The organism is Dermatophilaceae bacterium Soc4.6 (genome assembly GCA_039889245.1).
GTDB lineage: Bacteria > Actinomycetota > Actinomycetes > Actinomycetales > Dermatophilaceae > Lapillicoccus.
Genome location: JAZGVH010000002.1, coordinates 4,196,662 through 4,209,431 on the forward strand (window position 1 = coordinate 4,196,662; position 12,770 = coordinate 4,209,431).

Sequence of the window (12,770 nt, forward strand, 5' to 3'; positions counted from 1 at the left end):
CACCACAGGGGACTCACCCCACAAGCGGGTCAACTCCATCAGCGGCGCAACAGTCAGACCCGTCTGCGTGTGGACGGCGACCGCGCGAGGCGTTATTATTACCTGATCCGCCACGCAGGACCGCGTGATCGACCGTCGGAGGCCGCGATGACACTTCTAGAGGTCAACGGGACGTCGCTATTCTTCGAGCTGCGCGGCCAAGGACCGCCGTTGCTGATGATCCCAGGATCGCCTGGAGACAGCGGCCACCTCGTCCCGGTCGCCGAGCTGCTTGCCGACGAGTTCACGGTGGTCACCTACGACCGGCGCGGCAACTCCCGCAGTCCACGGCCGCCACGCTGGACCAGCACCAGCACGCGGGAACAGGCCGACGACGCCGCCGCACTGCTGCAGGCGTTAAACCTGGCACCTGCGGCAGCGTTCGGTATCAGCTCAGGAAGCGGCATTCTCGCCGAGCTGATGTTGCGTCGACCCGAGCTGCTGACTGGTGCGGTGTTTCACGAACCGGGCTTCATTGAGGTGACGTCCGACCCGGACGCAGCAATCGCGGTCATGGATGCCAGCTTCGACGAGGGCATGAAGCGAGGAGGTCCGAAGGCGGCGCTGGAGACCTTCGCGCGGCTGATGATCGGCGCCGAAATCTGGGACGCCATGGACCCGTCGGTAAGGGATCGCCTCGTCAGCAACGTCGACGTCTTCTTCGAGGTCGAGGGTAAAAGCGAAGACTATCTTCCCACCCGCGATGCGCTGCGCCAGGTCCGACTGCCGTGTGTCGTCCTCGCTGGACAGGACAACCGCCCGCCGGACGCGCTGCTGCACTTCTTCTACGAGGCGTCGCAGTGGCTGGCGGACGCGCTGGGAGTGCCCGTAACGGAGGTGCCGGGTGCACACGCCGCGCACGCGAGTCACCCCGAGGCCTTCGCCGCCGCTCTGCGCGACGCGCTCCGAGGCTTCGGCCAACACTCGCAGTCCTGAGCGGCTCGCCGACTCCCGGCTGTGTTGGGCGGTCACCCACAAGCCCGTGCCACCTTCCCTTTCACCAACGATGCCGTTACAGTTCGTGCCGATGGCACGGCAGGTCGGGACAATTCGAAGGAGGACCCCGATGGACACCACGAAGACGACCAATAGCGTGACGAATGACGTGGCCGCCACGCACAGCCGCTGGTGGAACGCGCTCTTAGCTGGGGACGCTGTTGCGCTGGAGGCCTTCCTCGCAGACGACATGACACTCCACAGTCCTTTCGGCACGACTCAGAACAAGGCAGGGGAGGTCGAGGCCCTCCGTTCGGGTTCGGTGCACTACACATCAATCAAGGACGAGGAGCCAGTCATTCGGCGGCACGGCCAGACGGGGATCGTGACGGGCCGGGCCGACATTGAGTTTCAGGCGGGAGGCCAAGCGGGGCAGGCGCGGGTGTACTACACGGCTGTGTACGGATGGACCGACCCAAACTGGCACATGCTCGCATGGCAGTCGACGCTCCGTGCTGAGGAACAGGACTGATGCTTGATCAAGCTCCGAGTCAGGTTGGGGTGCATGCGGTGGTCGACACCGAGCAGCCACTGGGGCGTCGGGCGAACTGGCGTGTGCTCGCATAACCGACCTCAAGTCGGTGTGGGTCGGTTAGTCGGTCGCCTTCGTGGGCTAGCGCCAGCCGTAGCCGAACCACCAGAGACGGTGGTTTTTCACAACTGGCGCGCGGCTTGGCGGTGAAGTGACGCACCCTAAGCAGGGCGCCCGTTGCGCTCCTCTCCTACGACCCATTCGACGAATTGAGGGACGTGCCACTGTCGTTGTAGGGGCGGCACCTGGGCGTTAGATCGTAGGTGATCGTTTAGGGATCTGGCAGCGTGCTGAACGCTGGGGAGTGACAGCACGTTCAGCCCGTATCCACCGACGTTGATTTCCGGGGCCGTGGGCTGACGCGCTGAGCGGGGTGATTGCTCGCTTTGGGGGTGAGGGCGTGGTGGAGCCGCCGGTGTGTCCGGCTCTTCCACGTGGGGTCGTTCCTCGGGGCCTGGTGGCGGGGCGGTCAGGAGGTGGCGGTGGCCCAGAGGTTGTCCCACGCGTGGGCCCAGGGCCAGTTCGTCGGCAGGTGCAGCGTCAGCCGTCGGGCCGAGGACGCGACCCGGGCGGGGACCGTGACCAAGTGGGTGCGCAGCGTCGACCATCGGGCCTTCGCGTGGCGGGCCGAGGCGGCCACGCCCGCAGCGCGCAGGAGGTTGAACGCGAGGCACGCCAGGGCCAGCCAGGCCGCGTTGGCGTCGAACTTCCCGGACGGGGCGTGGGCCAGGGCCCCGCTCTTGAGCTCGGCGATGACCTGCTCGACGATCGCGTGGTCACGGTGGGTCTCGTCCGCGTCGACCACGTTCAGGGTCGAGTTCGTGACGAACCCGTGGTGACGCCAGGTCGGGAACAGCTCGTCCTGACCCGCGGCCGCGGCCGTGTTGTTCAGGCGCTCGACCCGGCGGACCACGAGCCGGCACGGGACCTGCTGCGCCTTCTTGGCCGACGTGAACGCGGTGAACCAGGTCTCGGCGACCTGCGCTTCGGAGATCCACCGCTTCTCGTCCTGATCCCAGATCGCCCTCGGGTACTTGATCGTGGTCCACGCTTCCTCGGGGATGGCGTCGATCGCCTTCACGACTGCGGAGTTGCGGCGGACGGTGACGGAGAACCAGGCCTTGGCCCGGATCGCGGCGGTGATGAGGTCGCGGCGGTAGTACCCGGAGTCGGCTCGGACCATGACCTGCCCTCCAACGCCGGCCCGGCGGGCGGTCGCGATCGCGTCCCCGACCAGCTTCGACCCGCCCTTGCCCGAGATCGTGTTGCCCTTCCGCAGCCGCGAGGCCGCGATGAGCGGGGCGCAGGTCGGCGAGGACAGGACCGCGAGCTGCGCGTTCAACCCCTTGACGCCGGAGTACCCGTACGCGACGCCTTGCTTCTTGTAGCCGTGGACCTCGCGGATCGTGTCGTCGATGTCGATAAACGCCATGGCCTCGGTCCCGGCCAGCAGCCGCGGCACGACACCCGTCAACCCGGCCAGCACCTGGGAGAAGACCGCGTCGAGCTGCCGGACGTGCCCGAAGGTGAAGGCGCGCAGGAACGTCCCGACCGTTGACGGCGCCCGCACCCCGGTCAGGACCTTGGCCATCGCGCCGTGGCGCAGCACGTCGAGGTCATCGATCGAGTCGGCGCCGGCGATCATGCCCGCGACCACGCACCCGGCCTTGGTGCCGGCGTTCGGGGAGGGCACCGTCAACCGGTTCTCCAGGAGCTGCTGCAGCCCGGCCCGTTCGGCCAACCGCATGACCGGGACCAGACCCGCCGCACCGATCAGGTTGGGGTCATCGAACGAGGCGGAGATGTTGTGGCAGGCTTGCATCTGTCGGATGCCCCTTCGGTACTGGTTGATTCGGACTGTCGCAAGCCCAATTCTCCTGCACCACAGGGGCATTCGCGTGTCACGACCCGCCGTCACCACTCATACGTCGGTGGATCCGGGCTTAATGGGCAGCGGTCAGAGACTTGCCACGCCTGACATGATTGCGGGATGAATCGACTATCCGTGATCGTGCTCATCGCGGCCGGCGCTCTGGCTGTCGGGGGTTGCTCTTCGACCGCGTCGACATCAGTTCCGGCCCCCGTCGGCTTGACAGCTTCCGCTGCGCAGTCGAGGTTCCCGAGCGTCGTCAAGGTGTCCCCGTTACGCGCCTCGGACGGCACCTGGACCTTCGACGTCACGATGAGCTCACCGTACGACTCTCCAGACCGCTATGCCGACGGGTGGCGGGTGAAGAGCGGCGACAGGGTGTTCGGTGAGATGACACTCGGTCACGACGATGCCTCAGAACAACCGTTCACCCGAACGCAGACGAACGTGCGGATCCCCTCCTCAGTCGGCTCGGTGACCATCGAGGGTCACGACCTCAAGAACGGGTACGGCGGTAAAACTGCAACGGTCCCACTACCCGGCTGATCGGGTCGATGCCGCGACCGCTACGTGCGGCACACCGTCATCGATGCTCCGGCGCTCCGGCGCCGACCAGATGATTCGGCAGACGTTGATTACCCCATCAATGGTCCGCACTGCGATCGTGACCTGGATCGAACGGACCTACTACCGCCGCCGCCACCGCCAGGACCGACTCGGACGGTTGACCCCCATCCAGTACGAGACCATCGTGACCTCGCCCGCCCTTCAGGTGGCCTGACCCAACCTGTCACCCACTCGTGCGGCAGACCCGGGGTAGTACGGGCTAGTACAGACGCGCTCAGCTCAGTTCGCCTCGGCGGAGGCTGGGTGAACCTCGACGGAGTGGTCACCTGGGGGCCTTCCGGTGTGTGGATCCGCCGTGGTGACGTCGTGCACGTGAACGTGCATGTCTCGTACGCTGACGGTAAGGATGACCGAGCCTAGGATTTCGTGGAGGACGGTTTCCGCGCGGTCGCGAATCTTGTCAGCGATGGGTAGAACAGGGTGTCCGTACTGGACGACGATACCGATGGTCAAACCGGTGCAGTGGTTTTGCTGGTCGACGGTGGCAATGATCGTGACCGGCGCCGCGGCCAGGACATCAGCGATGGCAGCCCGCACGTAGGTGGTCAGGACATGTTCGCTGACCTTGACGGGGCCGAAGAGACCTTGGGCTTGGACCGGTAGCGACCGCCGCGTGCCTCGCAGGGCACGGTTTAGCACCAGATCTGCGACCTCAACCCATCGGGCATCTACGTGATCGGCCAGCTGTGCCGCGGCAGCGTCGAGGGCAGCGAAGTCTCCTTCCGGCAGGGTCTCAGGAGCACTTTGAGACGCGGGCGAATCCGGCGTCACGTCAGAGGTGAGACGGGGAGAATGAGAGCTGGTGACATCAGTCGAATCGGGGGGAGTTGGGTCAGCGGGTGTCATCGCCACTGCTCCATGCGGATCGCGAGGCTCCGGCGGGCCCGGTGGAGCTGACCTCGGACCACGGTCGGGGTTGTTTCCAGGATGTTCGCGATGTCGTCGTAGCTCAGTCCTTCCACCTCTCGCAGTAACCATGATGCGCGTTGCCGCCAAGGCAGCTCAGTAAGGGCTAGGTCCAGCGTCTCCCACAGCTCACCATGCTGCACCTGCGCCCCTGGCCCCCGATGCCCCTCGTCCGGGGTGGTGCTCAGGAGGTAGTGGTCCACGGGAACGGGCCGGCGTCGTCGCCGGGAGGCCAGCACACGATTGGCTGTGAGGCGGAAGAGCCACGTACCTAGGGCCGACTCACCGCGGAACTTCGGCAGATTGACCCAGGCATCGATCAGGGCCTCCTGCACAGCGTCCTCCGCGTCATGCAGGTCCCCGTCCAGCATCCGTAGGGCGTACCGGAACATGCCGGCCCCGTGTTGAGCCGCAATCAAAGAGAACGCGTCGGTGTCCCCCAACGCCGCGTCACGAACGAGCACTTCCTCCGTCGGAACCTGTGGTGGCACCTGTACCTCCCCAGTTGAGAGATGGTGCTGGACTCGGGTCGGTGGCGCGGAGGGTAGGCGTCGGTCATCACATACTGGCCCGGAGGCGTGCCCGTCGCACGCGAGGAGGTTCTCGGACAGGCGCGGCTTGGACGTCAACACCGTCACCTGCTCGTTTCGTTGGTGTGCTGCATGTTGGGTCAGCGCTTACCCACTTTCCGAGCGCCCCACTCGACTCAGCCAGGACCAGACCGCACATTCCCACCGAACCTTCTCTGCCGCCACTAGCCACGCCGCAGCCCAACCTACGCCCGGCCGCGTCGGCCGCGTCGGCCGCGTCGGACAGCCCAGCTGGACGCTGTCACTGTCACCTACCTCGCCCCGGGCGGCCTGCCAGGCGCCGCGCCGTCCGGGGGCCACACGATGCTGAGCTGACTACAGCTGACATGGCGGGCGGTCGTTAAAATCGACGACGCGATCTACGGACCGCGGGGGGCGAGGGTGCCAGGTGTTGCTCACGGCTACTAGCGCCGAAGGGTCCTGAACGCGTCGGTGGCGCGGCGACATGTCACGCCCGTGTGCACCCGTTACCGCCGCCGTCCAAGCTGAGCCGCCCCGGGATGTCCGGAGACTCCAAACCTTAGGAAGGTTGTCAAGGGTCATTGAGATCTGCCCAGGGGCGGTCGTGAGACCTGCCCGGTGACGGTCACGAGAAGTGCCCGGTGGTGGCCATGGGATCTGCCCAGTGCTGGCCAACCTCGGCTCAGGGGGGTCAGGTCAAGGGTTCACCCCCTGGCCGGCGAGGGCTTGGGTCAGTCGGACGCTGTCGCCGCTGGTCTGACAGATGTGGGCGTGGTGCAGGAGCCGGTCGACGGTCGCGGTCGCGAGGGTCTTGGGCATCAGCTCGTCGAACGAAGCCGGGTGCAGGTTGGAGCTGATCGCGATGGACCGCTTCTCGTACGCGGCATCGACGAGGCGGTACAGGCCCTCGGCGGCGTCGTGGGCCACGGGGAGCAGGCCGATGTCGTCGACCACGACGAGATCCGCTCGCAGGACGCGGGCGATGGCGCGGGTGACGGTGTCGTCGGCGCGGTGACGGCGCAGCAGGATCCCCAGGTCCTCGAGGGTGAACCACGCGACCTTCAGGCCTTGCTCGACGGCCTGCTGCCCGAGGGCCTCGAGCAGGAACGTCTTGCCCGTGCCCGATGGGCCGCACACGACGAGGTTCTCCCGGCGGTGGACCCACTCCCAGGTCCGTAGGGCCTGCTGGGTCGGGGCCGGGATCGAGGAGACCTGCGGGTCCCACGTCTCGAAAGTCTTGCCGGTGGGGAACCCCATCTCGAGGTCCCATGACCCCATCATCGTTGGCGAGATCCGCCGTCGTCATCGTCATGCTCCACCAATCACCACCCTGTGCGAGGGAAGGACATCACCCGGCCTATCTCACCCCATCCTGACGCACAGGGGGCTGACGCGGGTCTGGCCGTGGCGTTGCTCGAGATGCCGGCCGGCCCGGTTGAAAGTCCACCTGAGGATGGGCCAGGCGACGGCGGTGAGGAGCCGGAGGCGGAGGCGACGAGTGACGAGCACCCACATGAGCTGATCCCCTTTCAAGGGTGGTGGAGGAAAGCATGGTGGTGGGGACTGCCGGTGGCCACCGGGGGCTGTGCCGGTATGGGTCGGCCGGTGCGGGGTTCATGACCCCAACCGGGTCTGACGCTGGCCGTCGTCAGTGCGTTGCTGACTGAACGTTTCGGTTACCCGCGCCGGTCTCCTCGTCCCCATCCGACCAGTCGCCCTTCTCGGTCTCATGGCTCACGTCCGCTGCCTCGACGGTGGGGGCTGTGGCTATGCCGACGCCGTGGACATAGAGCAGGGCCGCGACGACGCCACCGATGATGTCGGCCACGACGTAGAGCCACAGGGAGTCGTAGGTGCCGGCCATGATGGCCGGCCCGAGCGCCCGATCGGGGTTGACGGCTCCGCCGGTGATACCGCCACCGATCAGGACGGCAGCGACAAGGGCGAACCCGATGGACGGTGCGGCCAGGGCCGCTGGCACGCGGGTGTCGGTAGCGACGGCGGTGACCACGAAGACCAGGAGGAAGGTGATCAGTACCTCGACAATGAAGGCCCGGCCGTCGCTGACCCCGGCCGAGGGCACGGTGGCGCCGAGGTGGGCTTGGTCGCGGGCGACGGATCCAAAGGTCAGCCAGGTGGCGCCGGCCCCGGCAATGGCGCCAGCGAGCTGGGAGAGCAGGTAGGTGGGCACGTAGCGCCAGGGAAACTTGCCGGCGACGGCGAGTCCGATGGTGACCGCCCCGTTGAGGTGGGCGCCGGAGACCTGCCCCAGGGCCCCGACCATGGCCACGAGGACGAGACCGAACGCGAGAGCGACGGCGAGAGAGTCCGGCGGGGACCCCGCGGTCGCTTTTCCGAGTGCCCCGGCGGCGGCGGTTGCGGTGCCGGTGTAGATCAAGAAGAACGTCCCGACGGCTTCCGCGGCGCCCGCCCGCAGTGCGGTGTCGGGGTGGAAGCCGGGACGTCGTCGCCCCCCGGCGGCGCGTGCGCCTTCACCGACCTTGCTTCTTCCTCTGCGAGTATCCGGCTGGTGCTGTGCGAGGTGAGGCGGTGGCGTGGTCATGGGACTCCTTGCATTGTGTGCGGTTCGGGGTGGATGGGCGTTGGCCTTGGGACGCGAGTGGCGCTCTCAGCGGTCATCACGATTTAGCGCGCGCGTTTTATCAGGGTTCAGGGTGGATCGGGACGTTCCGCTGCGGCACGTAGAGGTAGTCTCCGAGTCCGTCCGTGATGGGGCGTCGCGTCCGAGGGGCCCGAAGCAGCCGGTACCGGACCGATATGGCCGCACCCTCGGTCGCGATGTCCAGGAACTCGGGAAGGGTCTCGGCGGGCAGACGTACCCGGGTCCGGTGAGCTTCGCCGCCGAGGGCCCGTGCGTAACGCGCCACTGCCCCGGGGGAGGACTCACCGCCCGTCCCGGCCGGGCCGTTTACCACGATCGACACGTCCTCCAACCCTTCATTCGGGAACCCTTCCGTCGTCGGACTCGATCGAGGTCTCAGCAGCGTCGACCAGAAATGTCTCGCCCGTACGCCCTGGCGGCTGGTGCTGCGGGTAGGCGAAGGCCAGGTCAAGCAGCTTCCGCAGCTTCCCCAGATCCCACCCCGCCGAGTCCGGGCTGTGGTCGGGGGCGGGCAGCGTCGAGGCCGAAGCCCCAACGCCATTGCTCGCAGCGAGATTGCTGTCGAAGCCGGCAAAGGAGGCAGACTCCTGTCCCCTGTCCGTGCTGCCCGTGCCGTCCAAACCGTCCGTGCCGTCCATGGCGTAGTGGCGGTACAACTCCTCCTCGCAGCCCTGGCTGGGAGCAGCGTCTCGAGGGTCGAACCGGGGTGCTGCGAGCACCACGGCCGCGGGATACGGCACTCGTATCCCGCCAGGCTGCAGGTCGGCGGTCATGATCGGTACCAGACGCTGCCGTGCTCCCAGCGCTCCCGTCGACACCACGACCCATTCGGGTCGGCCGGTGATCTCGTCCAGCAGGACCCGACGAACCTGTCCGACCCGGATGCCGTCGCCTCCATACAGGACCGTACCGACCAGCTGCGAATACAGCATCCTGCGCAGCATCACGGGGATTGCACCTTTCAGCCGTGTCTAGCTCATGAGGGGATACAAGCGTTCAGGGCGAGACGGTTCACGATGCCCTAGCCTGAGACCCGCACCGCGTTCTGGGCAACGGTGATGTGCGCAGCCTGGCTCGTCAATTGGGCTGCACCCTCCGAGGTGTCGACACCGACCTGGGAAGCGAACTTTCCGTCGTGCGCGGTGACCGTCCCGGAGAAGGTGAGAGTGTCCCCAGCCTTGACGGTGTACGGACTTTCTCCCGCACCGATTAGCTGCACCCACACCCGGTCCGTCACCGACGTCCCCACCCAGAAGCCTTCGTCAGCAGGCACCGACTGAACGCGCACAGCTGTCCCGACAGCGGCCTTGCCGAGGTGGGTCCTCAGCGTCGTCGGGGAACCGGAAGTGGCCCCCAGGACAACGGCATCCTCGGAGGTCACCGTTCCCGCTGCCACGATGCCCCCAGCTGCTCCGGAGCCGCCCAATGACCCCCCCGATGAGCCGGCCGACCCACCGGGAGCGGAGGTCGAGCCGCCATCAGAGGCTCCGGCGTCTCCCATTGGTGTTGGACCGGTCGCTGCCGTTGGGGTGCCTGACGAGGGGCTGGTCGCTGCCGTCGAGGTAGCGCTCGCCCTGCTCATGGAAGACGCTGATGACCCGCTCGTTGTCGGTGTGAGTCCCGCAGTGGGCACGGATGGTGCGGAGGACGGGGTGCCCGAGCCGTTGCCGCAGCGGGAGAGAATGAAGATCAACCCCACCACGATTAGAAGCAGCAGCAGGAGCAGAACGGGCCAGCGACGACGGGGCTTGCCCACGACGCGAGTGGCTCCCACTGGTGGGTCCACAGACGAGGGTTGCCCGGACGGCGGGGTGGAAGACACGACGGACTACTTTCCGGATGGGGTAGGGGTGTGACGGGAGCTACGACGACGACAGGCTGTCGGAGCGGACCGGGTGCGTCCTGCTCAGCGACGGCTGCGGCGGATCGTCTTGGACGCGACGACCTTGATGATCTCGGTCGGTTTCTGCTGCTCGCCGTGCTGCGCCCCGAGGACGATCAGGGCCCCGGTCAGGACCGGGGTGAGCCACTGCAGGATCCGCAGCTGCTGCTGGGAACGGGCCACGTGCTCGGGGGTAGACGGGTTCGGGACGGTCGCTGCGTCGACGGAGGCGATGGGCTCATGGGCCAGCTGGGCCCCGAGGATGCCGGAGTAGGCGGTGCTGGCGATCGCCGCCCCGGTCAGGACGGTCTTGAGGACGGTGTTGGCTCCGACGCCCCCCTGATGCGTGACCCGGTCCCGGTTGGCCAGGACCAGCCCGAGGCCCCCGACGAGGTGGGTGCCGATGGCTGCGGCGGCGACGGGGGACCAACGCGACCAGCCCGAGGCGGCGACCGCGATCGGGTTGGCGTCGTCGCGCACCTGACGGGTGGCGCCGTTAAGTGCGACCGCCCCCATCAGGGCCCCGCCGAACCAGGCGGCCACCCCGACGTCGTGCATCGAACGGATGAGCGTGTTGCGTGACGACACAAGAATCTCCTGGAAGCATGAGCGGGGTGGATGGGATGACCGGTAGCGGGCTGAGCAGCGGCACAACCTGGTGAGGTCCAAGAGAGACTCTGCCGTCGGCGTCAAAAAAGTCGGATTAGTGACAGGACCGCGGTGGATCCGAGGGGGCCGTGGCCCCACATCATTTGGCGGTGGCCAACAGATGTGGGGCCACGACGGTCGCGTGGTTCGACGTGGTTTCGGGCCTGGTCGACGTCAGTGCCGAGGGTCGGTCTTCGGGTCGCGGTCGAGGTCGGTGCTGGACTCGATCTGCTCCTTGCGGACCTCTTCGGTGACCTGCTGGTCCTCGGTAACAGTCTCGACGCCCAGCTTGACCCGCTCGACGGGGACGGCTTCCTTGGTGACGACGACCTGCTCCTCGTGCAGCACGAGCTCGTGCTCCTCCTCGGAGATCGCCGGCCCGTCCATGGCCTTGGCCATGGTGGCCTGGTCGGCCTGGGAGATCGGCTCCCGCTCGAGGCGGACCTCCTCGCGGGTCACCGGGACGGTGACGGTCTGCTGCTCGGTCACGACGAACTTCCGCAGGCGGGCCTTGCCGGCCGCGACGTTCTTGGTACCGACCTTGAGCTGCTCCTCCGAGCGGGTCATCGCGTCGTCCGTGGTCAGACCCGAGGTGTCCTGACCGACGGTGCGGCCCTGCACGTCGTCGAAGACGCCGTCGCCGTCGTGGTCGCCGCGCCCCGAGGTGGGGGCGGTGCCGGCGGCGGGCAGACCGGAGTCGGACTGCTCGTCGCTGTAGTCCATGCCGTAGTGGCGGTACAGCTCGGCCTCCTCATCCTGCGAGAGGTGGCCCCCCTCCGCGTCGACCCGCGGGGCGGCCTTGACGGTGTCCTTGTCGAACGGCACCCGAAGACCGTCCGAGGTCAGGTCCGCGGTCGCGATCGGGACGAACGACTCCTTGGTGCCGAACAGGCCGGTCTGGACCGTGGCCCACTCGGGCTTGCCGGTGACGTCGTCGAGGAAGATCTGCCCGGCGTGGCCGATCTTGGCGCCGTCGGCGCTGTATACGTCCTGGCCGATGACGTCCTGCAGCTGGTTCTCGGTGATGCTCATTGCACACTTCTTCCGTTGCGGTGGGTGAGGCATGAGTGGTGCTGGTGATGCTGGTGATGCTGATACGACCCGAGTTGCTGGGGTCGCGAGGGGGTGTGGTCAGCGCTGGGTGGGGTCCCAGGAGGTGGCGGCGCTCTGCCGGTCGTACGGGTCGCTGCTCGTGGTGTCCGCGGACTGGTAGGCGTTCTGCGCCTTGTCCTTGGCAGCGGCGGCCTGTTCCTTGATGCTGGGGGCGTTGGCGACCTGTTCCTTGACCTTGGGGGCTTCTTCCTCGGCCTTGGTCAGGTAGGTCTCCCACCGGGTCTGCATGGGCTTGATCAGGCCGCCGCCGACACCGACGATCAGGACACCGGCGAGGGTGGCGAGGACGGCGATCAGGACGGGGGTGGTGACCGTGGTCGCGATGCCGACCTGGTTGAGGGCGGCGATGACGCCGAGCCCAAGGATGAAGACCGCGGCAATGTTGGCCAGGGTCTTGCCGTAGGACAGGCCACCGAGGCTGCCCTGGATGAGGGTCTTGGCGGCGGCCGCGACCGCGGAGGCAACGACGACGATGATGATGGCGACGAAGACCTGCGGCAGGAACGCGATGATCGCCGCGAGGAGGTCGCTGATCGGGTTGGGTCCGAACGCGGAGAACGCGAGCTGGAGGGTGAAGAGCATGACGGCGTAGTAGACGAGCTTGGCGAGGATGTCGCTGGGGTCGTACTCGCTCTTCTCCAGGGCCTTGCCCACCCCACCTCGCTCGATGGCCCGGTCGAAGCCGACACGCGCCAGGATCGCCGCGACCGCCTTTGACAGGACCTTGGCGACGATGACGCCGATGATGAGGATGACCGCGAACAGGACCAGCTTCGGGACGAAGGTGGCAATGGCGGTCAAGGCACTGGTCAGTGCTTCTTGCATGAGGAACTCGCTTTCGATGGAGTGGCGGATCAACGCCTGAGGGGTGGGACGGTACGAGACCAGCCCTGTCCCTGGCTGGGCCTTGGGCCTAACGGCATAAGGGCATGACGATTCGACACAGGTCACGGTCATGACGGCGTAACTACGACCGGCCTTCG

12 protein-coding genes are annotated in these 12,770 nt (G+C 67.2%); 3 read left to right on the top strand and 9 right to left on the bottom strand.

What is annotated here, in order from left to right; all coding sequences use genetic code 11:
- Window positions 1-147: 147 nt before the first annotated feature.
- Together V3N99_19620 and V3N99_19625 are read left to right on the top strand one after the other, a co-directional pair.
- Window positions 148-975 (top strand): alpha/beta hydrolase, encoded by an 828-nt coding sequence (locus V3N99_19620; GenBank protein ID MEO3938938.1) that lies wholly within the window; start codon window positions 148-150, stop codon window positions 973-975.
- 130 nt (window positions 976-1,105) lie between these two features.
- Window positions 1,106-1,507 carry a nuclear transport factor 2 family protein gene (locus V3N99_19625; GenBank protein MEO3938939.1) on the top strand — a complete coding sequence of 134 codons (402 nt, stop codon included), beginning with the start codon at window positions 1,106-1,108 and terminating at the stop codon, window positions 1,505-1,507.
- Window positions 1,508-2,036: 529 nt separating this feature from the next.
- On the opposite strand, the gene V3N99_19630 is transcribed toward V3N99_19625, so the two are convergent.
- Window positions 2,037-3,389, bottom strand: coding sequence for an IS1380 family transposase (locus V3N99_19630; GenBank protein ID MEO3938940.1), 1,353 nt, complete (start codon window positions 3,387-3,389; stop codon window positions 2,037-2,039).
- Between the two features lie 183 nt (window positions 3,390-3,572).
- Here V3N99_19630 and V3N99_19635 point away from each other — a divergent pair, with 183 nt between their 5' ends.
- Complete coding sequence (locus tag V3N99_19635; GenBank protein MEO3938941.1) at window positions 3,573-3,983, top strand: hypothetical protein; 411 nt, start codon at window positions 3,573-3,575, stop codon at window positions 3,981-3,983.
- Window positions 3,984-4,283: 300 nt separating this feature from the next.
- Here V3N99_19635 and V3N99_19640 read toward each other — a convergent pair whose 3' ends face one another.
- From V3N99_19640 to V3N99_19675, 8 genes are all read right to left on the bottom strand, one after another.
- Window positions 4,284-4,910, bottom strand: coding sequence for a hypothetical protein (locus V3N99_19640; GenBank protein MEO3938942.1), 627 nt, complete (start codon window positions 4,908-4,910; stop codon window positions 4,284-4,286).
- Window positions 4,907-5,608 carry an RNA polymerase sigma factor gene (locus V3N99_19645; GenBank protein MEO3938943.1) on the bottom strand — a complete coding sequence of 234 codons (702 nt, stop codon included), beginning with the start codon at window positions 5,606-5,608 and terminating at the stop codon, window positions 4,907-4,909. Before V3N99_19645 ends, V3N99_19640 begins: the two co-directional genes overlap by 4 nt.
- A 609-nt stretch (window positions 5,609-6,217) precedes the next feature.
- Window positions 6,218-6,802 (bottom strand): ATP-binding protein, encoded by a 585-nt coding sequence (locus tag V3N99_19650; protein MEO3938944.1) that lies wholly within the window; start codon window positions 6,800-6,802, stop codon window positions 6,218-6,220.
- Between the two features lie 367 nt (window positions 6,803-7,169).
- Entirely contained in the window at window positions 7,170-8,084 is a 915-nt protein-coding gene (locus tag V3N99_19655) for an aquaporin (protein ID MEO3938945.1), read from the bottom strand.
- A gap of 395 nt (window positions 8,085-8,479) precedes the next feature.
- Entirely contained in the window at window positions 8,480-9,076 is a 597-nt protein-coding gene (locus V3N99_19660; GenBank protein ID MEO3938946.1) for a PRC-barrel domain-containing protein, read from the bottom strand.
- A gap of 974 nt (window positions 9,077-10,050) precedes the next feature.
- Window positions 10,051-10,614 carry a hypothetical protein gene (locus V3N99_19665; GenBank protein MEO3938947.1) on the bottom strand — a complete coding sequence of 188 codons (564 nt, stop codon included), beginning with the start codon at window positions 10,612-10,614 and terminating at the stop codon, window positions 10,051-10,053.
- Between the two features lie 234 nt (window positions 10,615-10,848).
- Complete coding sequence (locus V3N99_19670; protein MEO3938948.1) at window positions 10,849-11,706, bottom strand: PRC and DUF2382 domain-containing protein; 858 nt, start codon at window positions 11,704-11,706, stop codon at window positions 10,849-10,851.
- A 99-nt stretch (window positions 11,707-11,805) separates the two neighbouring features.
- Window positions 11,806-12,744, bottom strand: coding sequence for a hypothetical protein (locus tag V3N99_19675; protein ID MEO3938949.1), 939 nt, complete (start codon window positions 12,742-12,744; stop codon window positions 11,806-11,808).
- Between the last annotated feature and the right edge of the window lie 26 nt (window positions 12,745-12,770).